This window comes from Nevskia soli DSM 19509, assembly GCF_000711955.1.
Taxonomy (GTDB): Bacteria; Pseudomonadota; Gammaproteobacteria; order Nevskiales; family Nevskiaceae; genus Nevskia; species Nevskia soli.
Map to the genome: position 1 here is coordinate 125,041 of NZ_KL543999.1, position 24,434 is coordinate 149,474.

Sequence of the window (24,434 nt, forward strand, 5' to 3'; positions counted from 1 at the left end):
CATCATAAAATGGCAATATCGCCCGCGCCGCCGCCTGGCGATTCATGGCTGCGGGTCCGGCTCAAGCGTGCGCGGCCGGCTTGGCCGGCGCGCGCAGGGATTCGGTCAGGCGCGCCGCCATCTTGAGGCCTTGCGACTCGGCAATGCGGGCGGCACGGGCCTGGCCGGCGTTGTCCATCAGCGCCACCAGGGGCAATAGCTGCGTCCACAGGTCCGCGGAGTCGACCGCCTGGATGAAAGCGGCCAGCACCGCCTCGTTTTGCAGCACCGGCAGATTGATCAGCCGCCGCTGGCTGTCGATGGTCATCATCGACACCACCGGCAGCATCGCCGGCCACAGTCCCTGGACCTGGGTGCTTTCGATCATGCGGACGATGGCGGCTTCTTCCAGCTCGGCCGCCAGGTTGGCCATTTGCCTCCGCTGCGGTTCCTCGATGCTGTTGATCATCGCCAGGGCTTCCGGCCACAGTTCCGCGTCGCCGCCCGCGGCCACCCGCACGATATTGAGCAGCCGTTCGCGCGGCAGCAGGTCGAGGATGTCGCCGAGGCGCTGCTTGTCCTCGACGAAGAAGCCGATGCGCAGCAGAACCTCGTCGTCGCGCAGGTCTTCCATGACGGCGCGGATGGCGTGGTCGTCCAGGCAGTCGACGAAACGGGCCATGGTGATGTATTCCTTGCGCCGCGCCAGTTCGCGCGACACCTCCACCACCCGGCCCACCGGCATCGCGGCGATCACGTCGCTGGCCGGGCGCGGATCCAGCTCGAGGCACAGGTCGGCGAGGAAGCCGGTCTTCAGGCGTTTCGAAATCTCCACCGCCCGCTCCGGCGGCAGCAGGCCGGTGGTGCGGGCGCACAACAGCGGCCCGATGGCTTTCTCGGCGATGATCGCGATCAGCGGCGCCGGCAGCAGCCTGGTGGCGGCGGCGACGCGCTGGAACAGCTTGCGATCGGCGTCGAACAGCGCCGCGCTGGCCTGCTCGCGCAGGCGGCGGATCACATTCGCATCGAGCTTGTGCAGGTATTCCAGCTGGCTCGGCGGTACACCGAGGACACGGGCCAGTTTCAGGACTTCGGCGCGTTGGGCGAGCGTGCTCATCAGGGCAGCAGGATCTTGCGGACCGGCCCGCGCAGCAGCATCGGGATATGCCCCAAAGCGCTTTCGAACGCCCGTTGCAGTTGCTCCTGCTGTGCCCGCCGGGCGCGGCGCAGGGACTGGGTGAGGGATTCGATCTCGGCCATGTTCAGGGCCGAGAGGTCGGGCGGAGACTTGCCGCCCAATTCCTTCGCCAGCGCCGCCAGCTGCTTTTCGCTCACTACCCCTCCCGCGTGGCCATGCCCTGGACCGGCACGATGGCGGCGACCGTACCTGCGGCCGCCTGATTCTGTCTGATTTGTTGCAGACTATCGGTGCCATCGGCCGCTGGCATTGACTGCACACGCCGTGTGCGCTGTCATTTGGGCCTATCAAACCATTAAACGAACGGGATGTTCATGCCTGCCCGGGCCTTACCCCGGCTTTCCCGGGCGCGCCAGCCGCAGCTGCCGCGCGATCAGGAACAGCGGCACCATCACGCTCACCGCCACCATGATCGACAGCAGGATGTAGACCCAGACATGGCGGATACCCAGCCGCCGCGCCTCCGCCAGCATGAAGGTGAACAGCGCCAGGCAGACGAACAGGATGTCGTTGGCCAGCGAGGTCGCCGCCGGATTGGCGTAGGCCATGCGGATGAAGCCCAGCGCGCCGCCGTTGCCCGGCAGCGCGAAGAATGCGAGGTTGTGCGACCAGGTGGCGAGCAGGGCGCCCACGGCAAGGGCGGCGTAAAGAATGATCAGCGATCTGTCGGTGCCGCTCATCCGCATGCTCCCAGTTGTTCCGTTGGAGAATCGGCTCAAGCCGTGCCTTCCAGGATCAGCCGCGCCACTTCGGGCGGATCGTCCCACATCGGCACATGGCCCCAGCCCCTGGGCCGCAGCCAGCGGGTGTGGGCGGGCAGCTCGTCGCGCTGCTGGCAAGTCGCTCGCGTCAGCAGCCAGTCCCGGGTGCCGAAAGCCACGGTCACCGGCACATCGATCCCGGCGCAACCGCTGACCGGCACCAGGGAGTCGAAGGTCTCATCGAAGGCGACGGCGCCGCTGAACGTCTGCGCCGCACCCACCGCTTCTTCGACCGTCATGCGCCCGCAGCGCGAGGACATCGGCACCGCCATCAGCACCGTGCGCAGCGGCTTGACCCGCATCAGCGCCAGGCTCAGCCGCGGAAAGGTGCGCAGGTTCCAGCGCAACATGGCAAAAATCATCTTCAGCCGCGGCGGCGTCTCCCCTCGCCACAAGCCACCGGGAGACAGCGCCACCACGCTGCGCGCCAGCCCTTGCCGGGCGGCCTCCAGGGCGAGCATGCCGCCCATGGAATTGCCGGCGATATCCACCGGCCCGGCGATGCCCAGTTGGCGCAGCGTATCGAACAGGGCCGCAATCAAATTCGCCTGGTTGGGCAGCGTGCCCGCCGGCAATGGCGGCGTCCGGCCGAAGCCGGCCACATCGAAAGCGAGCACGCGCCGTTCTTGCGCCAGCATGGCCAGTACCGGCTTCCACGCGGCATGCGACATGCCGATGCCATGCAGCAGAATCAGCGGCCGCCCGCTGCCCTGGTCGACGTGATGCCAGGCGGTCGCGGCATTCATCGCAACTCGGCCGAAGTCTTGCCCAGCAGGCGCCGCGCCACGATCAGCAACTGGATCTGCTGCGTGCCCTCGAAGATGTCGAGAATCTTGGCGTCGCGCGCCCACTTCTCCAGCAGCTCGTTTTCGGAATAGCCGATGCTGCCGCACAGCTCCACGCATTTCAGCGCGATGTCGACGCAGCTGCGCCCGGCTTTTGCCTTGGCCATCGAGGCCTGCAGCGAATTCGGCCTGCGGTTGTCCGCCATCCAGGCCGCCTGCATGGTCAGCAGGCGCGCCGCCTCGTAGTCCGCCTCCATCTTCAGGAATTCGGCGACGGCGGCATGCTGGGTCAGGGCAGGGCGGTCATAGTCGATCTTCACCCCGGCCTGTTCCAGGATCTTGCGCGTTTCCTCCAGGCAGGCGCGGGCCACGCCCACCGCCATGCCGGCCACCAGCGGCCGCGTATTGTCGAAGGTCTGCATCACGCCGCCGAAACCCTTCTCGACGTCGATCTTCGGATCGCCCAGCAGGTTGGCCCTGGGTACGCGGCAATTCACCAGCGCGAACTGGGCGGTGTCGGACGCGCGGATGCCGAGTTTGTGCTCCAGCCGCACCAGCTCGAAGCCCGGCGTGTTCTTCTCCACCACGAAGGACTTGATCGCGGCGCGTCCGGCCGCCTTGTCCAGCGTCGCCCATACCACCACCAGTTCGGCGCGCTCGCCGGAGGTGACGAAGATCTTCTCGCCGTTGAGCACGTAGTCGTCGCCGTCGAGACGCGCCGTGGTGCGGATCGCCGCCGAGTCCGAGCCGCAGTGCGGTTCGGTGATGGCCATTGCCGCCCAGCGTCCCTTGAAGCGCTCCAGCTGCTCCTCGTTGGCCACCGAGGCGATGGCCGAATTACCCAGGCCCTGGCGCGGCATGCTCAGCAGCAGGCCGACATCGCCCCAGCACAACTCCATCACGCCGAGCACGGTGGAGAGATTGCTGCCATTGCGGTTGCCGGACTCGCCGTCCTTGCTGTCGCGGCGCACGCCCGCGGCGCCGGCCCCGCCGTTGCCGCCGGCGGAGTTCATGCCGTCGAGCAGGGCGGCGAGCATGTCCAGCTCTTTCGGATAACTGTGTTCGGCCAGGTCGTACTTGCGCGAGTTCGGCCGGAAGATCTCCGCCGCCACCTGGTGCGCCTGGTTGACCAGCGCGGAGAACTTCTTCGGATTTTCGAGATTGATCATTTGAATATCCTCAGACTAGTACCACGCCTTCCATCAGGCCCGCCGCGCGCAGGTCGCGGTACCAGCGTTCCACCGGATGCTCCTTGACGTAGCCATGGCCGCCGAGCAGCTGCACACCGTCATTGCCGATGGCCATGCCCTTGTCGGCGCACAGCCGGCGCGCCAGCGCCGTCTCGCGCGAGAAGGGCAGGCCGCGCTCGGCGCGTCCGGCGGCGCGCCAGGTGAGCAGCCGCATGCCTTCCAGCTCGACGGCGATATTGGCGACATTGAAGGCCACCGCCTGGCGATGGCTGATCGGTTCGCCGAAGGCGACGCGTTCGTTGACGTAGGGAATGACGTAATCCAGCACCGCCTGCGCCGTGCCGGTGGCCAGCGCGCACCAGCCCAGCCGGGCCAGGTTGATGCAATTCGTATAGACGCTCGCCTCGGCATCGCCGAGCAGGGCCGAAGCCGGCAGCCGCACGTTGTCCAGGATCAGCCGCCCGGTGGACGCGGCGCGCAGGCCCATCGCCGGCTCCGACTCGATCGACACGCCCTGCGTGGAAGATTCGACGATGAACAGCGCCGGCCCCTGATCTTCCAGGTGAGCGGCGACGATGAACAGCTCCGCCTCGGCTGCGCGCGGCACCAGCGACTTCACGCCTTCCAGCACATAACCGCCGCCGCCCGCATAGGCGCGCGTCGTCAGCACCATCGGATCGAACAGCGGCCGCGGCTCCAGCACCGCCAGCGCGGCGGCGGGGCTCTTCTCGCCGACGAAGGCCGGCAGGTACTTCGACTGCTGCTCGGCATCGCCCCACAGCACCAGCGCGGTACTCACCGCCGAGGGCGCCAGGCAGGCCACCGCCAGGCCCAGATCGCCCTGCGCCAGGGCTTCCGCCACCAGCACATTGGTCACGGCTGAACGCTCGCTGCCGACGCCGCCCAATTCCTCCGGCACACCCATCAGGGCGATGCCCAGGTCCGAACTCTGCTGCAGCAGCTCGGCCGGTGCGGCACAGGCGCTGTCCGCCGCCGCCGCATGCACGCGCAACTGCTCCAGTGCGAAGCCCTGCACCGTATCGCGCAGCATCTGCTGCTCGTCGCTCGGCGCCAGGTCGAACAGCTCCGGCGCGCGGCTCTGCGGCAGGCGCGCCGGCTTGAGCAGCTTCTGCGTCGCGCTGAAGCCGCGGTTGAGCGCGCCGATGGTGCGGAAGCCGGTGCGCGTCGCCTGATACAGCACCTGCTCGGCCGGCTTGCGCAAACCCAGGCGGTCCACCACCGGCAGTCCGGCGAAGCGGTTGAGTACACGCAGGCCGAAGCCCATCGCGTCATTGGCCAGGCTCATGTTTTTTGACTCCCGTAGCGGGATGTTCTGATTCGGCGTTCCACGAAGGAACTCATTGGCTTGCCGCAAGCAATCCTGACAGGAAAGCCGCTTGCCTGTTCAGGCGCGTTTCTTCGGCGCTTTGGCGGTCTTGGCATGGACCAGGGCGTCGCGAGTGTCTTCAAGAAAGGTGTCGACCAGGCGGGTGAACTTGCCCTGGATGAACGGCGGCGCCACCACGCGGTAGAGCAGGGGTACCGGCACATCGCGCAGCTCGCCGCGCACGCGGAAGGTCAGCCGCGTGGCCTCGCTGTCCGCCGCGATGCGGAAGTAGCCCTCGATCGTCGCATTGCCCTTGTTCGGCACCGGCTTCCAGCTCAGCTCGCCGCGCGGCAGGTCCAGCTTGTAATCCGCGCCGTAGGAAACATCGTGCGCGATATTGGCGATGCGCGAACCGATGGTGCGCATCTCCCAGAAGTAGCTGTTGTCGCCCAGCCTGGTCAGCTTCTTCAGCTTGGGAAAGCGGCCGATGGTGCCTTCCAGATCCGTCAGCAGCGGTTCCACCTGCTTGTAGGGGACAGGCACCACGGTGCTGCGTTCGATTTCGATGTTGACCTTCATGCGCCGCCCCGCGAGACAGATTCCGATGCCGGCAGAGTGGCAGCGGAGCGGCGTCCTGGCATTGCCCGGCTGGCCGCCGGCGCACTGGCTGTGCGGTCAATCCCCGAAATGACACACCCTGTCCGGGCGTTTGCCGCCTAATCCAGCCTGGACATCAGCGCCGTCACATCCTCCAGCCCGCGATTTTCTCCCTGCACGCCATAGCGCCATGCCACCACCGCGGCGACCAGCATCATCCCCGCACCCAGCACATAGCCCCAGCCGAGCGAAGCGTGCTCCCCATTCGCCACCAGCGCACCGAACAGCGCCGGCCCGCCGATACCGCCCAAGGCGGTGCCGAGCGCATAGAACGTGGATATGGCCAGCGCGCGCACCTCCATCGGAAAGCTCTCGCCGATGGTCAGGTAGGCCGAACTCGCCGCGGCCGAGGCGAAGAAGAACACCAGCGTCCAGGCCAGCGTCTGCGTCGCGGCAGTGAGCAGCCCGGCGACGAACAGCGCCGTGGCCAGCAGCAACAACACGCCGGATGCCGCATAGGTCAGCGCCATCATCGGCCGCCGTCCCACCGAGTCGAAGTAATGCCCTAGCAGCAGCGGCCCCAGGAAATTGCCGACCGCGAACGGCAGCAGGTACAGGCCGACATGCCCGGGCGCCACGCCGAAAAAGCGGCCCAGCACCAGCGCATAGGTGAAGAAGATCGCGTTGTAGAAAAACGCCTGTGCCGTCATCAGCGTCAGCGCCACGGCGGTACGTTGTGGATAGAGATGAAACAGGGCGCGCAGCAAGGCCGGCACACCGCTCCCGGCGGCCCGGGGATGCAGGCGGGTGCGCTCGCTGCCCGGCACGGCGGAGACGCCGCCACGCGACTCGATGTCCCGCACGATCGACTCCGCTTCATCCAGCCGTCCCTGGATCATCAGCCAGCGCGGACTCTCCGGTACCGAACGCCGCAGCAACAGGATGCCGCAGCCGAGCACCGTGCCGACGCCAAAGGCCATGCGCCAGCCGATGCCCGGCGGCAGCAGGCGTGCATCGAGCAATACCGTTGCCGTCACCGCCCCCAGCGCCGCGCCCAGCCAGAAGCTGCCGTTGACGATCAGGTCGGTGCGCCCGCGGTAGCGCGCCGGAGTGAACTCCTGGATGGCCGAACTGATCGCGCTGTATTCGCCGCCGATACCGGCGCCGGTGAAGAAGCGGAATGCCGCGAACCAGCCGTAGTCCGGCGCCAGCCCGCTCAATGCCGTGGAGGCGAGATACAAGCCCAGCGTGGTCAGGAACAGCGGCTTGCGTCCATAGCGGTCCGCCAGCCAGCCGAACAGCAGGGCGCCGAGCACCGCCCCTGCAAGGTAGGCGCTGGCGGACAGTCCCACCTGTGCATCGCTCATGTGCAGCCCGGTCTTCAGCGCACCGGCGACCGAGCCGGCCAGCGTCACCTCCAGGCCGTCGAGCATCCAGGTGATGCCCAGCGCCACCACGATACGGCTGTGGAAACGGCCCCAACCGAGCGCATCCAGCCGCGCCGGGATATCGATTTCGATGATCCCGGCCGACCGCTCCTTGCCCGGCATGTCGCGGCTCACGCCCGGCGGTTGCTGCCCGCCGGGGATGTCCACCGCTATCCCGTCATGCCGCCGCGCGGGCGGCGCCGAACGAACCCGTGCCCTGCAGGGGCAGCGGCTTGCCTTCGCGCTTCGCCGCCGCCAGCCGCTCGTACTGCGCCACGTAGTTTTCAGCCATGCGGTGCGCGGTGAAGCGGCGCTCGAACTCGGCGCGGATGCGCTTGCGGTCCAGCGTGCCGATCCGCGTCGCCGCCTGCGCCGCGGCCAACTCGCTCTCCGAGATGAAGCCGGTGAGGCCGTCTTCCAGCACCTCCGGCACCGAGCCGTTGCGGAACGCGATCACCGGCGTGCCGCAGGCCATCGCCTCGATCATCACCAGGCCGAAGGGCTCGCGCCAAGCGATCGGAAACAATAGTCCGGCGGCATTGCCGAGGAACTCGCTCTTCTCGTGCTCGCCGATCTCGCCGATGTACTCCACATGCGGTTGCGCCAGCAGCGGCTCGATCTTCTCCTCGAAATACTTCTGGTCGGCGCGGTCCACCTTGGCTGCGATCACCAGCTTCATCCCGGCCATGGCCGCGATGCGGATCGCCGCATCCGGCGCCTTCTCCGGAGAAATGCGGCCGAGGAAGGCGAGATAGCCGCCGGAGCCATTGCCGGGCTTCAGCAGGTTTTCCGGCAAGCCGTGATACACCGTGGAAATGTAGTTCGCATGCGGCAGCGGCACGCGCTGCGCGTCCGAAATCGAAACCACCGGCACATCGTTGTACAAGCGGTACAGCGGCTGCAGCTCCGGCATGTCGAGGCGGCCGTGCAGCGTGGTCAGCGACGGAATGCCGCCGAGCCGGCCCAGCAGCGGATAGCCGAAGTAATCCAGATGCGAGTGGATCACGTCGAACTCGTCGGCGCGGCGCGCCATCACTTCCATCAGCATGAACAGCGGCGCCAGGTAATCGCGTACCGTCGGGTCCAGGCGCAGCGCGCGCGGCCAGATCGCTTCCAGCTGGGCCTTGGTCAGGCTGTCGCCGGAGGCGAACAGCGTCACCTCATGCCCCAGCTCGACCAGGGCGTCGGAAAGATAGGCCACCACGCGTTCGGTGCCGCCGTAGAGTTTCGGCGGCACGGCTTCGGTCAAAGGTGCGACTTGCGCAATTCTCATTACTCTTGCTCGCTCTAGGTTGAGGGGAGCAACCCCGGCTTGCCGGGTCCCTGTATGTCATATCCCGTCCTCGTGCCGCTGCCGCCATCAGGCGGCACCCGCGTATACGAAAGGCAGGACTCGCACTCCATTGCTGCCGATCCTGGCCAGACCGCACCGGAATACACCGGAAAATCCGGTCAACTTCCCCCAATTTCAATCTTCGGTGGAACGGATCGCCTCAAACGGACTCTATATCCCTACAGAAAGTTCCTCAGGAGGTTACGAGATGCCCTCAGCGGCGCAGCCGGAGAAGGCGACGCAGTCCACGCCGGAGGAGAACCAGTCCCCCGATTTCCACATCGCCGCCAGCGTTTCGCTGCAGGAGCGGCAACCGCACACGCTCAAGCACGGCGACACCTTCGCGGTATTCGACCATCGCGGCGACATCGGCGCCGACCCGCGCAGCCCGGAGGGCATCTACCACAACGACACCCGCGTCCTGTCGCGCCTGGAACTGCTGCTGGAGGGGCGTCCGCCCCTGTTGCTCAGTTCGATGAACCAGGACGACAACGCCGTCTTCACCGCCGACCTGTCCAACCCCGACTTCGTCGCCGACGGCAAGATCGCGCTGCGCCGCGAACTGATCCAGCTGCATCGCCTCAAGTTCGTGTGGAATGCCGCCTGCTACGAACGCGTGCTGGTACGCAACTTCAGCGAAGAGCCACAGCGCCTGCGCCTCACCTTGCGTTTCGCTGCCGACTTCGTCGATCTGTTCGAAGTGCGCGGCACGCCGCGCAAGCGGCGGGGCCGGGTGACCACCCGCCGCGACGGCGATGCCGCCGTGACCCTGCGCTACCTCGGCCTGGACGAGGTCGAACGCCTCACCGCGCTCAGCTTCGATCCGGTGCCAGCGCACCTGGATACAGCCTCCGCCGAATTCGATCTGAGCCTGGAACCGCACGAATCCTGCCGCATCTTCATCCGCATCGGCACCCCGGCCCCCGCCGCCGAAGCCTGGAGCGGCCGCAACTTCTACCGCCAGATGCATGCCGCCCGCACAGCCCTGCGCCGCTCGGTCGGCCGCGCCACCCGCATCGACAGCTCCAACTCCCTTTTCAATGAAGTGATGCGCCGCTCCGTGTCGGACCTGTACATGCTGGTCACCGACACCCCGCAGGGCCCCTATCCCTACGCCGGTACCCCCTGGTACAGCACACCCTTCGGCCGCGACGGCATCATCACCGCCCTGATGACCCTGTGGCTGGACCCCGGCCTGGCCCGCGGCGTGCTGCGCTTCCTCGCCGCCACCCAGGCCACGCGCCTGGAGCCGGAGCGCGACGCCGAGCCCGGCAAGATCCTGCACGAGATGCGCCGCGGCGAAATGGCGCGCCTGCGCGAGGTGCCGTTCGAGCGCTATTACGGCAGCGTCGACGCGACGCCGCTGTTCGTGCTGCTGCTCGGCGAGTACTACCGCCGCACCGGCGACCTCGACACCGTGCGCGAACTGTGGCCCAACGCCGAGGCGGCGCTCCACTGGATCGACAGCCGCAGCAACGCCGAAGGCTTCCTCGAATACTTCCGCATGACCGACGACGGCCTCGCCAACCAGGGCTGGAAAGATTCGCAGGACGCCATCTTCCACCAGGACGGCCGCGCCGCCACCGGGCCCATCGCCCTGTGCGAGGTGCAGGGCTACGTCTACGGCGCCAGACAGCTGGCCGCGGAGCTGGCCGTCGCGCTGGGACTGGAAGCACGGGCGAAAGAACTGAACCAGCAGGCCGAAACGCTGCGCCGGAAATTCGAGGACGCCTTCTGGTGCGAGGACCTGTCCATCTACGCCCTGGCCCTCGACGGCAGCAAGCAGCCCTGCCGCGTCATCTCCTCCAACGCCGGCCAGGCCCTGCTCAGCGGCATCGCCAGTCCCGAGCGCGCCCGCCGCGTGGCGCAGACCCTGCTCGACCACGGCAGCTACTCCGGCTGGGGCATCCGCACCGTGGCCCTGTCGGCGCAGCGCTACAACCCCATGTCCTATCACAACGGCTCCATCTGGCCGCACGACAACGCCCTCATCGCCATGGGCTTCGCGCGCTATGGCCTGAAGGATTCCGTGCTGCCGGTGTTCAGGGGCATGTACGACGCCGCCAGCTACATGGAGCAGCGGCGCCTGCCCGAGCTGTTCTGCGGCTTCGTCCGCCGCCGCCGCAACGCGCCGACGCAGTACCCGGTCGCCTGCGCTCCCCAGGCCTGGGCCAGCGCCACCATGATGGCCCTGTTGCAGGCCAGCATCGGGCTGGAGATGCGCGGCGGCGCCGGCGAGATCCGCTTCGATCATCCGCAACTGCCGGACTTCATCGACGAGCTATGCCTGCATGGCCTGCGCGTCGGCGCAGGCTCCGCCGACGTGATGCTGCGCCGTCACGGCGACGACGTCGCGGTCACGGTGACCAATCAGATCGGCGCGGTAAAGGTCATCGCCCTCTACTGAGCCTTGATCGGGGCAGCCTGCTTGGCCGCCATGCCCAGCCGCGATGCCGGGCCCACGCCCGGCCCGGTGCCCGGAGCGGGCACACCGGGCGTCTGCGGCGGCCGCGTCTCCGGCATCAGCGTCAGCAGCAGCAAGGTCGCCGCAAGGCCAACACCGGCCAGCGCCAGGAAGGCGATCTGGCTGCCGAAATGGTCCGCCACCCAGCCCGCCGCCGTGGTGCTGACGGTGGCGCCGATGCCGATGGCGAAGCCGACCACGCCCAGCGACAGGGTGTAATGCCCGGAGCGCCCGGCGACATCGCTGGTGATCAGCGGCACCATGATGCCGAAGCAGGCCGCCGCCACGCCGTCGAGCGCCTGGATCGCGACCACCAGGGTCGGCGAGGGCAGCGTGGCGAACAGCAGCCCGCGCAGCGGCAGCATGCAGAAGCCCAGCAGCAGCAGCGGCCGGCGGCCGCGCAGATCGGCGATGCGGCCCACCGCCGGCGATGCCAGGGCCACGATCACCTGCGGCAGCACGATGCAGGCCCCGATCAGCAGGCTGGCCAGATGGCCCACCTTCGTCGTCAGCGTGCTGGCCGCCAGCGGCAGCATCGGCGCGTTGGCGAAAGTGAAGAGCATGGCGCAGGCGCTGAAGATCAGCAGGCGCCGGTCGAGCAGCACCTGCATCACCGCCGCATACTTCGATCCGGCGGGTTTGGCAACTGCCGCTGGCTCAAGCTTTTCCGCCACCACCTTCGAGCCGACCCCGCGCAGCGGCAGCAGCGCGAACACCGCCGGCAGGGTCACGATCGCGGTCAGGAAGAACACCGCCCGCTCCGACACATAGGAACCACAAGCCCCCATCAGCGCCGCGCCGACGCCGTTGCCGATGGACGCATAACGGGCATTGCGCCCCAGCCGCGTGCCCATGGCGGCGCGCCCCGCCAGTGCCAGGCTCATCGCGGCCACTGCCGGCCCCAGCGTGCAGCTGGAAAAGCCGTGCAGGATCTCCGCCAGGTAAACGAACAGGGGAATCGGATAGATCGCGAACATCAACGCGCTGGCGGTGAAGGCCAGCACGCTGATGAAGGCCACCGTGGCCTTGCTGCGCAAGGCATCGACCAGGGCGCCGGCCGGCACCTGGCTGGCCATCGCGGTGACCGTGCCGATGCTCAGCGCGATGCCGATCGCCGTCTGCGTCCAGCCCTGGCTCACCAGGTACACCGCCACGAAGGGGCCGAAGCCGGTCTGGATGTTGGCGACGCACAGGTTGAACCAGTCCAGGCCGCGGTTGGCGGCGCGGTTGGTGTCCGCTACAACGGCAGCACCAGTCTGGTCGGTGGGGGACAAGGGCAGGGTCCGGTCACTGTCAATGCGGCGTCGTCGCAGCTTTGGCGGCCGGATCGCTGACGATCGCCTGCTCCGGATGATCCGATTCCTTGAACTCCGGCGCGGCGTTGATCTGCTCGCGGCTGAGGCTGAGGATCACGGGCTTGTCGACGTTGGCAGGCTGGATCTGCAGGGTCCGCCAGTCCACCGCCACCTTGCGGTTGCCCACGCCGAGGAAGCCGCCGAAGTCGATCACGGCGGCGCGCGGGCGCCCATCGCGGCCGGCCAGTATGTCGACCACGCGCCCCATGTCCTCGCCGTCGCGGCCGAACACCTTCTTGCCCAGGATCGAGATCATCGCCGGGCCGCCGGCCTTGTCGTCGGTCAGCACTTCGGCGGGAGCCGGCGCCGGCTGTACCGGCGCTGGTGCGGGTGGCGGCGTGTCCTTGCGCACGGTCTTGCGCGGCGGCGCCGGCTTGGGCCGGTCGTCGTACGGCACACAGACGAAAGCGTAGGGCTTGCCCTGCGTCGCCGGTGCGGCGGGCTGCGTGGTGCCGCCGGCCGCGGGCGGGTTATCCGGCGAGGGCGGCAGATCCGCGGTATCCGCCGGCACCTCGTCGGTGGGCTGCGGCTGAATGGTCGTCGTCGCCGGAGCAGGCGGCTGCACCGCCGTACCCGTGTCGGGGTTGTCATGCGTGCCGTGCCCCGCACAAGCCGACAGCGTCAACAGCACCATGGCGGCGGATGCCAGCCGTAGCGATGCGAGCGCCTGCTTGCCCGAAATCCAATTCTGTACGTGTTTCATCCGAGTGCCTGTTGGTCCATCGGGGTGAGCTGACGGGAATACATGCGGCTGTAGACGCCACCCTTGCGTCGCAGCAGCATGGCCGGCGAGCCGTCCTCGACGATGCGGCCCTGGTCCAGCACCACGATGCGATCGAAGGAATCCAGGGTCGACAGCCGGTGTGCGATGGCGATCACCGTGCGCCCCTTGAACAGCCGCGCCAGGCCTTCCTGGATCGACTGCTCCGACTCGGTATCGAGCGATGAGGTGGCCTCGTCGAGCAGCACGATCGGCGCATCGCGCAGGAAGGCGCGGGCGATGGCCAGGCGCTGGCGCTGGCCGCCGGAAAGCTTCATGCCGCGCTCGCCGACGATGGTGTCGTAACCCTGCGGCAAACGGTTGATGAACTCCGTGCAGCGCGAGGCCTCCACCGCGCGGAACACCTCCTCGTCGGTCGCGTCGGGCCTGCCGTAGCGCAGGTTCTCCAGCAGCGAGCGGTGGAACAGCGAAATGTCCTGCTGCACCACCGCGATGGAATTGCGCAGGCTCTCCTGCGTCACATGGGCGATGTCCTGCCCGTCGATCACCAGTTGCCCGGAGTTCGGATCGTAGTGCCGCTGCAGCAGCGCCAGGATGGTCGACTTGCCAGCACCCGAGCGTCCCACCAGGCCGATCTTCTGCCCCTGCGGCACCTCCAGGTTGAACAGCTTCAGCACCGGCTGGCCGCTGGGGTAACTGAAGGAAACCTCGCGGAAGGCGATGGCGCCGCCGCTGACCCGCAGCGGCTGGGCATCCTCGGCATCCTGCATCTCGTGCGGCAGGCCCAGCACCTGCACCGCCTCGCCCAGCTTGGCGAACTGCTGCACCAGGTCCACCAGCGCCATGGCGAAATCGCGCGAGGCATGCAGCACGGTGAAGCCCAGCGTGGTGGTCAGCACCACGTCGCCGGTGCTGATCTGCCCGCGGCGCCACAACTCCACCGACCAGCCCAGCACCCCCGCGGTGACCGCGAACACGGTGAATGCATGGAACAGGCGCAGGCGTTCCAGCGAGCGCAGGCTCGCGCGCTGCGCCTTCATCTCGCTTTCGATCTTGCGCTCCAGCCGCGCCTGCTCGCGCGCCGCCGAGCCGAAGGCGCGCACCAGCCCGATGTTGGAGACGATGTCGGTGAGATCGCCGCTGACGCTGGCCGCCTTGCTGGCGAAAGCCTGGTGCAGGTCGCGGCCGCCGGCGGCCAGCCTGCCGATGATGGCGCCGAGCACGATCACCACCAGCACCAGCACCGCGGTCAGCTTCCAGTTGATGATGCTGAGCAGGGCGATGCTCGAAAGCACCGCGATGCCCGGCGGAATGGTGTTCCAGGTCAACGAGCTTTCGATGGTCCAGGCCGCGGTGGCCGCGGCGGTGATGCGGCCGGCGAGGGCGCCGGGAAAGCGCTCGACGAAATAGCGCGTGCCATGCCCGGAGAGGTGATTGAACAGCTCCAGCCGGATATCGCCGCCCACCACCACGAAGGCATAGGTGGAGACCCAGCCGGCCAGCCGCCACAGCAGGTTGTCGCCGGCCACCAGGCCGAGCAGCAGTCCCACCGCGCTCCACAGCTGGAAATCGGTCGGCTTGCCCATGCCCAGCGTGTCGACCAGCAGTTTCACCGCATACTGCGAGCCCACGGCGCAGCTCACCGCCGCCAGCACCGACACCAGCACGATCGAATGGCTGACGCCCCTGCGGCTCACATAGTGAAACAGGAAACGGCTGGCGCCGCGCGAGGCATATCGGGGAAGGGACATGGCTTAACGTCCCGCCATACGAGGGGTGGGTCCGGTGACGCTACGGGAGCGGAAACGATTCCCTTGTCCATGTGCCTTCATGGTGCGGGCCAATCTCGCCCGCGCGCATCTCCCGGCATCGCCGGGCACCGAGGTCCGGTCTGCATTCATTGTGATCTTCCTTGAGCACTCGCGCTTTGGACAACCGGAAATCCATGAAGTTTTCCCGCATTTCGCCACGTGTTTCGAACGAATTGCTTCCAAAAAGCAAAACACCCGTAAACATTGCGCGAATAAGGAAATCCGCGCCGCTGACCGGATATGTAAAGCACAGGCCAATACCGGATGTGGCGGGCGGTAACTTACTTTTTTGTGCGTACTTGAAGTCGATCGGGAAGCCGCTACCCTCGAAGGACTGTTGCACCACCTTGACCTGATCCCGGCTGGCAATGTGTCGATATGGCAACACCGCGATCGACTCTGGTGCAGCGTCCCCGGCAATTGCATGCCGCGGCTTTCTGCCGGCGCTGCCCGGTTTATCCAAAGATCTGGAGATCGAAGCATGATCGAAACACGAGAATTCGAGGGTCGTTCCTTTCTCGTCACCGGCGGCACCAAGGGCATCGGCGCGGCCGTCGTCAGCCGTCTGCGCGGTGCCGGCGGCAAGGTGTTCACCACCGCGCGGTCGGTACCCGAAGACCTGCCCGAACCGGATTACTTCATGGCCGCCGATGTCGGCACTGTGTCCGGCGTCAAGTCCGTTGCTGCCGCCGCGCTCAAAAAGCTGGGCCGCATCGACGGCCTGATCAGCGTGGTGGGCGGCTCTTCGGCTCCCGCCGGCGGTTTCGCCCGTCTCGACGACGAAGCCTGGGACCGCGAACTCTCCATGAACCTCCTCTCCGCCGTTCGCTTCGACCGCGAGCTGGCCCCCGCGATGATCGAGCGGGGCAGGGGCGTCATCATCCACATCAGCTCGATCCAGCGGAAGATGCCGCTCCACGATTCCACGCTCGCCTATGCCGCGGCCAAAGGTGCCCTCTCCACCTACAGCAAGGGCCTGTCGAAAGAACTGAGCCCGAAAGGCGTGCGCGTCCTCAGCGTGGCCCCCGGATTCGTCAAGACCGAAGCTGCCGAACGTCTGATCGACCGCCTCGCCGCGCAAAGCGGCGGCGACCGCGAAGTGGCGCTGGGCAAGCTGATGGACTCGCTCGGCGGCATCCCCATGGGCCGCCCGGCCGAGCCCGCGGAAGCCGCCGAACTGATTGTTTTCCTCGCCTCGGACCGCGCCGGCTATCTGAGCGGGTCTGAATTCACCATCGACGGCGGCTCCGTGCCGACCGTCTGAGCAATACTCCGTGCCCGGAACAATTCAGGTCTCGTCCTGCGCCGGCAGCGCCGGAGAATCCGCCGAAGTGGGCTCGCCTTTCCAGCGCTGCGCCCAGAACAGCAGCTCGTCCAGGGCCGGGCACAATTCCTCCCCGGCAGCCGTCAGGCTGTATTCCACTTTGGGCGGCACCTCCGCATGGACCACCCGGGCGATAACGCCGTCGCGCTCCAGGCTGCGCAGTTGCTGGATCAACATCTTCTGCGTGACCTCAGGGATCGCCCGTTCGAGTTCGCCGAAGCGTAGCGTGCGCCCGCCGAACAGCTCGAACAGGATGGTCAGCTTCCAGCGCCCTTCCAGCACCTTGAGCGCCGCCTTGACGCCGGTGGCCGCGATCTCCGGCGTGATGCCCGGATACACGCTTTTCTGCGCGCGGGCCGCGTGTTCGTCGGTCTGTTCCATTGCCTGACCTTACCCAATATCAACCCTGCGAGGTAGGCCCCCTGGTCACGCTCGCCCCCAAGGAGATCATCATGTCCGAGAAGCTTGCCGCACCCGTAGCCGGATACATCCGCGCTACCAACGCCTTCGACACCGACGCCATCCTGTCGACCTTTCACGACGACGCGCTGGTCAACGACGTCCAGCGCGAATTCCGCGGCAAGCCCGCCATCAGGTCCTGGATCGAGCGCGAGATCGTCGCCGTCAAGGTGACGATGCAAGTGGTCGAGGCGTTCGAACACCACGGCGACAATATCGTCAGTGCGAAGCTCGACGGCGAATACGACAAGAAAGGCTTGCCGGATCCCCTGATCCTGACCTTTTATTTCAGCCTCGATGGCGACCGGATTTCCAGGCTGATCATCCTGCACAACAAGGCCGTAACCTGAAATCGCGATGTCCGCCCGAAGTCCGGGAACAGCACGGTGGAAGAAGCCTACAGGCCCATGCGTTCGAACTCGGGCTCCCGGTCGATGTACTGGTGTTTCAGCGCGCCGAGCAGATGCAGCGCCACCAGCACGTAAAGCACATAACCAAACGTCGTATGCCAGTCGCCGAACAGGTCGTGCAGCATTTCCTTGTGCTCCCCCTCGATGCTGGTGATCCAGCCGATGCGCGGCCAGGGGATCAGACCATACAGCGTCATCGGATGCGTGGCCGCATCCTTCCAGGCCGAATCGTGCATCCAGCCGGACAAGGGCAGGGCGAACATCAGGGCGTAGAGCAGTCCGTGCGCCAGGTGGGAGGCATGCCGCTCCCAGCGCCGGTAGCTGGAGGGCAGGGCGGGCGGCGGATGCGACAGCCGCCATAGCAGGCGCATCAGGGCCAGGCCCAGCACCGTGATCCCGATCGACTTGTGCGTGTCGATGACCGGACGGTCCCAGTTGTCCGGGAACAGGTCGATGGGCAGCACCAAAGCCACGTTCACCGTCATCAACGCGGCGATGATCCAGTGCAGGGCAATCGCGGTCTTGCCGTAGTAAAGGGTCTGATTCATCCGGGACGATTCTCGGGTGGTTCGGCGGCCGACGCATTTAGGGGATTGCAACCAGTCCGCCCGCTGCAGGAACGTACCGTTGCGAATAACAGTCTATTCGAGCCGGTCTGATTCCTGCACGGCCTTTCATCCGTGGCGATCCGCTCCCCACCATCGTTTCCATGAGCTCCCTGACAACAGCCCTGATCACCCATTCGCCGCGGTTCCAGCCGCCGGCAACGCCGCTGGCCAGCATCCTCATTCATGGCAGTGTGCTGGGCTTGTGGCTGCTGCTGTTCGCCGCCGCCTTCAGGCTCGGCGGCGTGCTGGCCTGGGGAGTGGGCATCGCCTATATCGTCTACGACACCCTGTTGCTGCTGTTCGTCGCCTGGCAGTCGCGCCTGCTGCTGCGCCCTCCGGCGCCACAGGTGGCGGGGCCACGCCTCACGCTGGGCGTGATCGTCGCCGCCCACAACGAAGTGGCGGCATTGCCGGTCACGCTCGATGCCCTGTTGCGCCAGACCGATGCGCCAGACCGCATTGTCATCGCCGACGACGGCTCCGACGACGGCACCGCCGAATTGCTGCGCAACCGCTACGGCCTGCAGGCGCTGGAGCCCGGCACGGCGGATGCGCCCGGCAGCGCCCATCCCACGCTGCGCTGGCTGCGCCTGCCGCACGGCGGCAAGGCGCGGGCGCTGAATGCGGCGGCGTTGCGGATCGACACCGACATCCTGCTCTCGGTGGATGCCGACACCCTGCTCGAGCCCGGCGCCATCGCCGCCTTTCGCCTGGCCTTCTCGGCCGAGCCGGAACTGGTGGCGGCCACCGGCGTGCTCACCCCGGTGTGCGGCGGCGCGCCGGGTGCGCGCATCCTGCAATGGTTCCAGACCTACGAATACATCCGCAATTTCCTGTCGCGGCACGCCTGGATGCGGCTGGACAGCCTGTTGCTCATCTCCGGCGCCTTCGCCGGCTTCCGCCGCGAAGCACTGCTGGCGGTGGGCGGCTTCGATCCGGAGTGCATGGTGGAGGACTACGAACTGATCCACCGCCTGCGCCGTTACGGTCAGGCGCAGGGCCGCTCGTGGCGTTTTCGCGTGCTGGGCGCCGCCCAGGCGCGTACCGACGCCCCGGCCACCATTCCCGCCTTTCTGCGCCAGCGTCGCCGCTGGTTCGGCGGCTTCCTGCAGACCCAGTACTGGTATCGCTCGATGGTCGGCGACCGCCGTTTCGGCTGGCTCGGCATGCTCATGCTGCCGGTCAAGGCGGTGGATACGCTGCAGCCGCTCTACGGCCTCACCGCCTTTTTCCTCCTGCTGGCTTACGCCGTCACGGGACGCTTCGGCATCTTCGCGCCGGTGGCCGCGCTGATCGGCCTGAAGATCGTCATCGACCTGATCTTTCACCTCGCCTCGGTGCGATGGTACAGACGCTGGGTCGACGACCGGCTGCGCGCCAGTCTCGGCGGCGCCCTGCTCGCCGCGCTGGCGGAGCCCTTCTCGTTCCAGTTGCTGCGTCATACCGGCGCCGCCCTGGGCTGGTGGTCCTGCCTCGCCGACCGCCGTAGCTGGGGCCGTCAAAGCCGGCAGGGCGTGCTGGAAGCCGCAAAAGCCGAATCCTGAGCGCTGCCATCTGTGCCATGAGTGCCGACGGCCGCGCTCCACTTTCAGCATAAACTTCGATGCACAAGCGGGAAACACCGCGAATCCATTTCCTGTGCCTGTTGCAGGTAACGATTCGGGTCGATTCGCACACACAACCGCAATCGAGGAGAGCGCCATGGATCTGTTGAGAACGCCGGAAGACCGTTTCGCCAATCTGCCGGATTACACCTTCGCCCCGCATTACCTCGAAGCGCTCCCGGGCGATGGCGGCCTGCGCATGCACTACCTCGACGAAGGCGCGCCGGACGCACCGGTGGCGCTGTGCCTGCACGGCCAGCCCACCTGGAGCTACCTCTACCGCAAGATGATCCCGGCCTTCATCGCCGCCGGCATGCGCGTCATCGCCCCGGACCTGTTCGGCTTCGGCCGCTCGGACAAGCCGGTCGACGAGGCGGTCTACACCTTCACCTTCCACCGCGAGTCGCTGCTGCGCCTGGTGGAGCGGCTGGACCTGCGCAACATCACCCTGGTCTGCCAGGACTGGGGCGGCCTGCTCGGCCTGACCCTGCCGATGGACCTGCCGGACCGCTTCACCCGCCTGATCATCATGAATACCGCCCTGGCCACCGGCGACCAGCCGCTGGGCGAGGGCTTCCTCGCCTGGCGCGCCTTCAACAACCGCAGTCCGGACATGGACATTGCCGGCCTGATGAAGCGCTCGGTCAAGGGCATCAGCGAGGCCGAGGCGCAGGCCTATGCCGCCCCGTATCCGGACGCGCGCTACAAGTCCGGCGTGCGCCGTTTCCCCAACCTGGTGCCGGACAATCCGGATGCCGAAGGCGCCGCCCTCTCGCGCCGCGCCCGCGACTGGTGGAGGACGCAATGGTCCGGCCAGAGCTTCATGGCCATCGGCATGCAGGACCCGGTGCTGGGTCCGCCGGTGATGCGGGCCATGCGCCGCCTCATCCGCAACTGCCCGGAGCCTTTGGAACTCGCCGATGCCGGCCACTTCGTGCAGGAAGCGGGCGCGGTCATCGTGGAGCGCGCCCTCGAATCGTTCCGAAGCTGATGCGGATGATCAGAAGCGCAGTTCGCCGCTCTGAATCTGCTTGAAGATCTCCGCCGTCAGCGGCTCATAGCCGCGCTGCGCATCCAGCAGCACATACAGCGGCTCGTCGATCTGCCCAGGGTCGAAGCCGGCGCGCTTCAGGTCCACCTTGCGGTACTTGAAGGTGGCCGTGGTTTCCTGTTCCGCGCGCAGGCGCAGGAACAGCGGCACCGCGTACACGGGCAGCTTCTCGCGCATCTGCCTGGCCAGTGCAGCGCCGTCGAACGCCTCGCCCACATAGCTCAGCGCCGCCATGCCGGCGCGGCCATCGGCATTCGGCACTTCCACGCCGTAGGCCACCGCCTGCTCGATGCCGGGGAAGTGGTTGAGCGCGCCTTCCACTTCCGTGGTCGCCACGTTCTCGCCCTTCCAGCGGAAGGTGTCGCCGACGCGGTCGACGAACTGGATATGCCGGTAGCCCTGGTCCCGCACCAGGTCGCCGCTGTTGAACCACACATCGCCCTTCTTCAGCACATCGCGCAGCAGCTTGGCGTCGCTGGCCTTCTTGTCGGTGTAGCCGTCGAACGGCGCCTTGTCGGTGATCTCGGTGATCAGCAAGCCCACTTCGCCGCGCTTCACCTTGCGCATGAAGCCGTTGGCCGCCCGGTAGGGCTGCTCCGCTTCCGCGTCGAATTCCACGATGGCGAAGGGCAGGGGGCAGAAGCCCGCCGTCTTCGACAGCCCGAAGGCGTTGACGAAAGCCAGGTTGCTCTCGCTGGCGCCGTAGAATTCATAGATCTGCCGGATGCCGAAGCGCTGCTGGAACTGCTCCCAGATCTCCGGCCGCAAGCCGTTGCCCACGATCATCCGCACCAGGTGCTCGCGGTCCTGCGGCGTGGCGGGGCGATTGAGCAGATACCGGCACAGCTCGCCGATGTAGCAGAAGGCCGTCGCGTCGTAGCGGCGGATCTCGTCCCAGAAACGCGAGGCGCTGAACTTGCGCCCCAGCGCGAAGGTACAGCCGGCACCCAGCACCGCGCCCCAGGTCACCGTCAGTGCATTGTTGTGGTACAGCGGCAGCGGACAGTACAGCGTGTCGTCCGGCTTCAGCCGCATCGTCATCTGGCCCAGGCCGGCCATGCCGCGCAGCCAGCGGTAATGCGTCATCACCGAGGCCTTCGGCATGCCGGTGGTGCCCGAGGTGAAGATGTAGAAGCAGGGCTGCTTCGGCAGCACCCGCTGCGTCTCCAGCGGATTGTCCGCGGACTTGCCCGAGGTCTCCGCCTCCAGGTCGCGGTAGCCGGCCGGCGCCTTGCCCGGGCCGGTCCACAGGTAGATGCGCTTGTGATCGCTGGCCGGGTTGAAGGGGGTGGACTCCAGCGCCTCGCGGCATTCCCCGCCCACCACCACCAGTTTCGGCTTGGTCAGCGTCAGGCTGAACTCCAGCACCTCGCCGCGCTGGTTGTGGTTGAGCATGGCCGCGATGCCGCCGAGCTTCACCGTCGCCGCCACGCAGGCCAGCACCTCCGGCCGGTTCTCCATCAGGATGGCCACGGTATCGCCGCTGCCCAGCCCATGCGCACGGAACACCGCCGCATAGCGGTTCACCCAGGCATTGAACTCCGCGTAGGTCCAGCTGCGCTCCTCGAACAGCAGTGCGACGTGCTTCGGGTCGCGCTGCGCGATCTGCTCCAGCTGCAGCCCGATCGAGCCGGCCTTGTCCGGCGTGAACCGCGCCAGGTTCCACAGTCCCTTGTTGAACGCCAGCGCATCCGGCAGCGCCCGCAGGATGCCGCGCGCCAGATCGCCCAGATGGACTTCATCGCCTTGGTTCTTGCTCAAAACGGCCTCTCTCCATGATTCAAAGCCCGCACAATCTGCGTGCTCGGCGCCGCCACGGCAAGGGCTGGGCGGACAGGCAGCCCTGGCCGGGGAGCGCTTACCAGCCCCGCGCCTGCCTGCGATCCGGTCGCGGCTCCCATTTTCGCGCACTGCAAATGTCGTATCACCGCGGGCGAATCCGTATGTAGGGATAGAGGCAAACGCCTCCCGGCGCCAATCCCGGTGCCGTGCCGCGGCTTGGGAGAATCTTAATGAACCATTCCGCAGCATTTTGCCGCAGCTTCGCCGTCGCCCTGCTGGGCCTCGCCGCCATCGCATCCCCGGCCCACGCCGATCCGGCCACGCCGGACCCGGCCGCCAACGGGCAGCCCGCTGCCGGCACCGCCAATGCGGTCGGCCAGGCCGCCGCCGACCAGGCCAACCGCCAGAAGGATCGCGTCACCAGCAACGTCGAGAACCAGGCCCAGAACAAGGCCGACAGCGCGGTCGACAAAGCCGTCGACAACGCCCTGGGCAAACTCTTCGGCCGCTAGCAATCCCTATCAATTATCGTCATCCCCGCGCAGGCGGGGATCCAGTTTTAGCTTCTCGCTTTTTAGCAGGCCGGCAAACCAACCCGGCCTCCCGCCTGCGCGCGGACGCCCCCCGCTGTCATCCTGAGCGTAGCGAAGGATCTGGCCGCACCCTCCACCACAATCACCCCAATCGCAGCCAAGGGCCGCCAGACGCCGCAGCCCACCCCTAAGCCTCAGGCTCCAACTCCTGATAAAGCCAAGCCTTCGCCTTCAGCCAATCCCGCTGCACCGTCCGCGTACTCATCCCCAGCAGCCGAGCCGTCTCCGCATCGCTGTAGCCGGCGAAGAACCGGCACTCCACGATCTTCGCCAGCCGCGCATCCAGCTGCTCCAGCCGCCCCAGCGCGAAGTCGATCCCCACCACCTGCGGCGCCGGCTCCCCCAGCAGTGCCGCCACCTCGTCCAGCGACTCCGCGTCCTGCCAGCCCCCGCGCTTGGCCGCGAGATGGGCGCGGGCATAGTCCACCAGCACCTGCCGCATCACCGTCGCCGCCGTATTCAGGAAATGGTCGCGGGACTTCCAGCCGCTCTGCCGCGACAGCTTCAGGTAAGCCTCGCTGACCAGCGCCGTCGTCTGCATCGTCTCGCCCACGCGCAGCCGCCCGCGCTGCGCCCGCGCCAGCCGCTTCAGGTTGGCGTAAAGCTCCTCCGTCAGCAGCCGCACGTTTTCCGCGCAGGCCGCCGTCTCGGCTTCCGATTCGTGGTTCGACATTCCCTGATTGTCCCCGAGTACCGCGCCCCCAACTGAGACCGAGTTTACGGAACATTACAATCGACGGACGCCCCCGAAAAGCGGCTGAAATCCCCTGTCAAGATGCCAAGTCCCGGCAAAACCTGAAAATTCCTGCAGCAATACCGCGATCCAGCCGGTATAATTACCGGATCGGGGCGTAGCGCAGTCTGGTAGCGCACCTGCCTGGGGGGCAGGTGGTCGCAGGTTCAAATCCTGTCGCCCCGACCAATTAAATCAAGAAGTTGTGTGCAAGGACGCTGCCTGAGAGGGCGGCGTTTTTTGTTTAGGGCTACGAATAGGGGAACACTGGCCTATATCGTTCTACTGTTTATTTGGCCCTGGGCAGGGGCTTCATTGCTCGCACCTGCCGCGGTTGGCCTTATTCACTTGATTTCCTCGAACAATGCCCATGAGCCGCGCAGTCAAAGTTCAAACTGAGGAACTACCCGGCGGCCCATTGCGGTCGGCTATGAGCGGCCGTACATGGATGCCCCCAGTTTGCCAAGCATTCGGCTAGGCTATTTGCAGGCAGTTTGGGCATTGCACAAGATCAATGGACGAGGGGCTTCGCAAGCTTATTGATGACTATCTCTCTGCCGTGCAGAGGGCAGTGAGCCTGATGCAGCGAGCTGGAATCCGCTTGCCTGAATCTAACACCGCTTGGGCTTGTAACACGCTAGAGCAAAGAGGCTTCCTCCCAGACGGCGCGAAGTATTTCAAACATGGGTATGGCTGCGCGGTTCATCTGGACAACGCGGTAGTCGACTTTGACTTCGGAGACAAAGGCCAGATTAACGGCTTTGACGTGTGGCGACTGACGCGATTTGCCGATGGAAATTTGCCAGCCTACGGTTTCGAGTCTGTAGAGGCTTTGAAGTCGAGCTTCGACCGGGCGAAGCGCGATGGTGCCATTTTGGATTCGGGCTACATACTTCACTACTTAGGCGCGCGGGTGTAAATC

24 protein-coding genes and 1 tRNA gene are annotated in these 24,434 nt (G+C 66.7%); 8 read left to right on the forward strand and 17 right to left on the reverse strand.

Annotated elements, in window-relative coordinates; all coding sequences use genetic code 11:
• Positions 1-61 precede the first annotated feature (61 nt).
• From BP26_RS0124795 to BP26_RS0124840, 9 genes are all read right to left on the reverse strand, one after another.
• Positions 62-1,096 carry a hypothetical protein gene (locus tag BP26_RS0124795; RefSeq protein WP_051749458.1) on the reverse strand — a complete coding sequence of 345 codons (1,035 nt, stop codon included), beginning with the start codon at positions 1,094-1,096 and terminating at the stop codon, positions 62-64.
• Positions 1,096-1,314, reverse strand: a complete 219-nt coding sequence (locus BP26_RS0124800) for a hypothetical protein (RefSeq protein ID WP_029923240.1) — start codon at positions 1,312-1,314, stop codon at positions 1,096-1,098. Before BP26_RS0124800 ends, BP26_RS0124795 begins: the two co-directional genes overlap by 1 nt.
• A gap of 192 nt (positions 1,315-1,506) precedes the next feature.
• A complete protein-coding gene (locus BP26_RS0124810) occupies positions 1,507-1,857 on the reverse strand; it encodes a DUF2834 domain-containing protein (RefSeq protein ID WP_029923241.1) in 351 nt (116 codons plus the stop codon).
• Between the two features lie 35 nt (positions 1,858-1,892).
• Positions 1,893-2,684 (reverse strand): alpha/beta fold hydrolase, encoded by a 792-nt coding sequence (locus BP26_RS0124815; protein WP_036517987.1) that lies wholly within the window; start codon positions 2,682-2,684, stop codon positions 1,893-1,895.
• Complete coding sequence (locus BP26_RS0124820; protein WP_029923243.1) at positions 2,681-3,892, reverse strand: acyl-CoA dehydrogenase family protein; 1,212 nt, start codon at positions 3,890-3,892, stop codon at positions 2,681-2,683. The genes BP26_RS0124815 and BP26_RS0124820 overlap by 4 nt, the downstream gene beginning before the upstream one ends.
• A 10-nt stretch (positions 3,893-3,902) precedes the next feature.
• Positions 3,903-5,198, reverse strand: a complete 1,296-nt coding sequence (locus tag BP26_RS0124825; RefSeq protein ID WP_029923244.1) for an acyl-CoA dehydrogenase family protein — start codon at positions 5,196-5,198, stop codon at positions 3,903-3,905.
• Between the two features lie 120 nt (positions 5,199-5,318).
• Positions 5,319-5,819: an SRPBCC family protein gene (locus tag BP26_RS0124830; RefSeq protein WP_029923245.1), complete on the reverse strand. Its 501-nt coding sequence runs from the start codon at positions 5,817-5,819 to the stop codon at positions 5,319-5,321.
• Positions 5,820-5,956: 137 nt separating this feature from the next.
• A complete protein-coding gene (locus BP26_RS0124835) occupies positions 5,957-7,387 on the reverse strand; it encodes an MFS transporter (RefSeq protein ID WP_029923246.1) in 1,431 nt (476 codons plus the stop codon).
• A 55-nt stretch (positions 7,388-7,442) separates the two neighbouring features.
• The gene (locus BP26_RS0124840; RefSeq protein ID WP_084183432.1) at positions 7,443-8,537 is read right to left on the reverse strand and encodes a glycosyltransferase family 4 protein; all 1,095 of its coding nucleotides are present in this window, start codon (positions 8,535-8,537) and stop codon (positions 7,443-7,445) included.
• A 268-nt stretch (positions 8,538-8,805) separates the two neighbouring features.
• Here BP26_RS0124840 and BP26_RS0124845 point away from each other — a divergent pair, with 268 nt between their 5' ends.
• Complete coding sequence (locus BP26_RS0124845; protein ID WP_029923248.1) at positions 8,806-11,004, forward strand: amylo-alpha-1,6-glucosidase; 2,199 nt, start codon at positions 8,806-8,808, stop codon at positions 11,002-11,004.
• Here the strand turns inward: BP26_RS0124845 and BP26_RS0124850 are convergent.
• Genes BP26_RS0124850 through BP26_RS29940 form a run of 4 tightly spaced genes read right to left on the reverse strand, consistent with a single transcriptional unit; the run spans position 10,998 to position 15,411 of the window.
• Positions 10,998-12,335, reverse strand: a complete 1,338-nt coding sequence (locus BP26_RS0124850; RefSeq protein WP_084183433.1) for an MFS transporter — start codon at positions 12,333-12,335, stop codon at positions 10,998-11,000. The genes BP26_RS0124845 and BP26_RS0124850 overlap by 7 nt on opposite strands.
• Positions 12,336-12,354: 19 nt before the next feature.
• The gene (locus BP26_RS29075) at positions 12,355-13,119 is read right to left on the reverse strand and encodes a PRC-barrel domain-containing protein (protein ID WP_084183434.1); all 765 of its coding nucleotides are present in this window, start codon (positions 13,117-13,119) and stop codon (positions 12,355-12,357) included.
• The gene (locus tag BP26_RS0124860; protein ID WP_051749460.1) at positions 13,116-14,888 is read right to left on the reverse strand and encodes an ABC transporter ATP-binding protein; all 1,773 of its coding nucleotides are present in this window, start codon (positions 14,886-14,888) and stop codon (positions 13,116-13,118) included. The genes BP26_RS29075 and BP26_RS0124860 overlap by 4 nt, the downstream gene beginning before the upstream one ends.
• Positions 14,889-14,928: 40 nt before the next feature.
• Complete coding sequence (locus tag BP26_RS29940) at positions 14,929-15,411, reverse strand: hypothetical protein (protein ID WP_157572758.1); 483 nt, start codon at positions 15,409-15,411, stop codon at positions 14,929-14,931.
• 18 nt (positions 15,412-15,429) lie between these two features.
• Between BP26_RS29940 and BP26_RS0124865 the strand changes: the two genes are divergently transcribed.
• Positions 15,430-16,212, forward strand: a complete 783-nt coding sequence (locus BP26_RS0124865; protein ID WP_029923252.1) for an SDR family oxidoreductase — start codon at positions 15,430-15,432, stop codon at positions 16,210-16,212.
• 24 nt (positions 16,213-16,236) lie between these two features.
• Here the strand turns inward: BP26_RS0124865 and BP26_RS0124870 are convergent, their stop codons facing one another.
• Entirely contained in the window at positions 16,237-16,653 is a 417-nt protein-coding gene (locus BP26_RS0124870) for a winged helix-turn-helix transcriptional regulator (RefSeq protein WP_029923253.1), read from the reverse strand.
• A 71-nt stretch (positions 16,654-16,724) separates the two neighbouring features.
• Between BP26_RS0124870 and BP26_RS0124875 the strand changes: the two genes are divergently transcribed.
• Complete coding sequence (locus BP26_RS0124875; RefSeq protein WP_029923254.1) at positions 16,725-17,081, forward strand: nuclear transport factor 2 family protein; 357 nt, start codon at positions 16,725-16,727, stop codon at positions 17,079-17,081.
• Positions 17,082-17,128: 47 nt separating this feature from the next.
• On the opposite strand, the gene BP26_RS0124880 is transcribed toward BP26_RS0124875, so the two are convergent.
• Positions 17,129-17,689 carry a cytochrome b gene (locus BP26_RS0124880; RefSeq protein ID WP_029923255.1) on the reverse strand — a complete coding sequence of 187 codons (561 nt, stop codon included), beginning with the start codon at positions 17,687-17,689 and terminating at the stop codon, positions 17,129-17,131.
• Between the two features lie 161 nt (positions 17,690-17,850).
• On the opposite strand from BP26_RS0124880, the gene BP26_RS0124885 reads away from it, so the two are divergent.
• Positions 17,851-19,293, forward strand: a complete 1,443-nt coding sequence (locus tag BP26_RS0124885) for a glycosyltransferase family 2 protein (RefSeq protein ID WP_029923256.1) — start codon at positions 17,851-17,853, stop codon at positions 19,291-19,293.
• Between the two features lie 157 nt (positions 19,294-19,450).
• Positions 19,451-20,344: a haloalkane dehalogenase gene (locus BP26_RS0124890; protein ID WP_029923257.1), complete on the forward strand. Its 894-nt coding sequence runs from the start codon at positions 19,451-19,453 to the stop codon at positions 20,342-20,344.
• A gap of 9 nt (positions 20,345-20,353) precedes the next feature.
• Here BP26_RS0124890 and BP26_RS0124895 read toward each other — a convergent pair whose 3' ends face one another.
• Positions 20,354-22,165, reverse strand: coding sequence for a long-chain-acyl-CoA synthetase (locus BP26_RS0124895; protein WP_029923258.1), 1,812 nt, complete (start codon positions 22,163-22,165; stop codon positions 20,354-20,356).
• Positions 22,166-22,416: 251 nt separating this feature from the next.
• On the opposite strand from BP26_RS0124895, the gene BP26_RS0124900 reads away from it, so the two are divergent.
• Positions 22,417-22,698, forward strand: a complete 282-nt coding sequence (locus BP26_RS0124900) for a hypothetical protein (protein WP_029923259.1) — start codon at positions 22,417-22,419, stop codon at positions 22,696-22,698.
• Between the two features lie 208 nt (positions 22,699-22,906).
• Here BP26_RS0124900 and BP26_RS0124905 read toward each other — a convergent pair whose 3' ends face one another.
• Positions 22,907-23,452, reverse strand: coding sequence for an ECF-type sigma factor (locus BP26_RS0124905; RefSeq protein ID WP_029923260.1), 546 nt, complete (start codon positions 23,450-23,452; stop codon positions 22,907-22,909).
• A 172-nt stretch (positions 23,453-23,624) separates the two neighbouring features.
• Here BP26_RS0124905 and BP26_RS0124910 point away from each other — a divergent pair.
• Positions 23,625-23,701: transfer RNA gene (locus BP26_RS0124910), tRNA-Pro, on the forward strand.
• A gap of 325 nt (positions 23,702-24,026) precedes the next feature.
• Complete coding sequence (locus BP26_RS0124915; protein WP_036517990.1) at positions 24,027-24,431, forward strand: DUF6896 domain-containing protein; 405 nt, start codon at positions 24,027-24,029, stop codon at positions 24,429-24,431.
• Positions 24,432-24,434 lie beyond the last annotated feature (3 nt).

Excerpts from the sequence above, each read along its gene's own strand:
- BP26_RS0124795 (WP_051749458.1), bottom strand. The coding sequence starts at position 1,096 with ATGAGCACGCTCGCCCAACGCGCCGAAGTCCTGAAACTGGCCCGTGTC.
- BP26_RS0124810 (WP_029923241.1), bottom strand. The coding sequence starts at position 1,857 with ATGAGCGGCACCGACAGATCGCTGATCATTCTTTACGCCGCCCTTGCC.
- BP26_RS0124815 (WP_036517987.1), bottom strand. The coding sequence starts at position 2,684 with ATGAATGCCGCGACCGCCTGGCATCACGTCGACCAGGGCAGCGGGCGG.
- BP26_RS0124820 (WP_029923243.1), bottom strand. The coding sequence starts at position 3,892 with ATGATCAATCTCGAAAATCCGAAGAAGTTCTCCGCGCTGGTCAACCAG.
- BP26_RS0124825 (WP_029923244.1), bottom strand. The coding sequence starts at position 5,198 with ATGGGCTTCGGCCTGCGTGTACTCAACCGCTTCGCCGGACTGCCGGTG.
- BP26_RS0124830 (WP_029923245.1), bottom strand. The coding sequence starts at position 5,819 with ATGAAGGTCAACATCGAAATCGAACGCAGCACCGTGGTGCCTGTCCCC.
- BP26_RS0124835 (WP_029923246.1), bottom strand. The coding sequence starts at position 7,387 with ATGCCGGGCAAGGAGCGGTCGGCCGGGATCATCGAAATCGATATCCCG.
- BP26_RS0124840 (WP_084183432.1), bottom strand. The coding sequence starts at position 8,537 with ATGAGAATTGCGCAAGTCGCACCTTTGACCGAAGCCGTGCCGCCGAAA.
- BP26_RS0124845 (WP_029923248.1), top strand. The coding sequence starts at position 8,806 with ATGCCCTCAGCGGCGCAGCCGGAGAAGGCGACGCAGTCCACGCCGGAG.
- BP26_RS29075 (WP_084183434.1), bottom strand. The coding sequence starts at position 13,119 with ATGAAACACGTACAGAATTGGATTTCGGGCAAGCAGGCGCTCGCATCG.
- BP26_RS0124860 (WP_051749460.1), bottom strand. The coding sequence starts at position 14,888 with ATGTCCCTTCCCCGATATGCCTCGCGCGGCGCCAGCCGTTTCCTGTTT.
- BP26_RS0124865 (WP_029923252.1), top strand. The coding sequence starts at position 15,430 with ATGATCGAAACACGAGAATTCGAGGGTCGTTCCTTTCTCGTCACCGGC.
- BP26_RS0124870 (WP_029923253.1), bottom strand. The coding sequence starts at position 16,653 with ATGGAACAGACCGACGAACACGCGGCCCGCGCGCAGAAAAGCGTGTAT.
- BP26_RS0124875 (WP_029923254.1), top strand. The coding sequence starts at position 16,725 with ATGTCCGAGAAGCTTGCCGCACCCGTAGCCGGATACATCCGCGCTACC.
- BP26_RS0124880 (WP_029923255.1), bottom strand. The coding sequence starts at position 17,689 with ATGAATCAGACCCTTTACTACGGCAAGACCGCGATTGCCCTGCACTGG.
- BP26_RS0124885 (WP_029923256.1), top strand. The coding sequence starts at position 17,851 with ATGAGCTCCCTGACAACAGCCCTGATCACCCATTCGCCGCGGTTCCAG.
- BP26_RS0124890 (WP_029923257.1), top strand. The coding sequence starts at position 19,451 with ATGGATCTGTTGAGAACGCCGGAAGACCGTTTCGCCAATCTGCCGGAT.
- BP26_RS0124900 (WP_029923259.1), top strand. The coding sequence starts at position 22,417 with ATGAACCATTCCGCAGCATTTTGCCGCAGCTTCGCCGTCGCCCTGCTG.
- BP26_RS0124905 (WP_029923260.1), bottom strand. The coding sequence starts at position 23,452 with ATGTCGAACCACGAATCGGAAGCCGAGACGGCGGCCTGCGCGGAAAAC.
- BP26_RS0124915 (WP_036517990.1), top strand. The coding sequence starts at position 24,027 with ATGGACGAGGGGCTTCGCAAGCTTATTGATGACTATCTCTCTGCCGTG.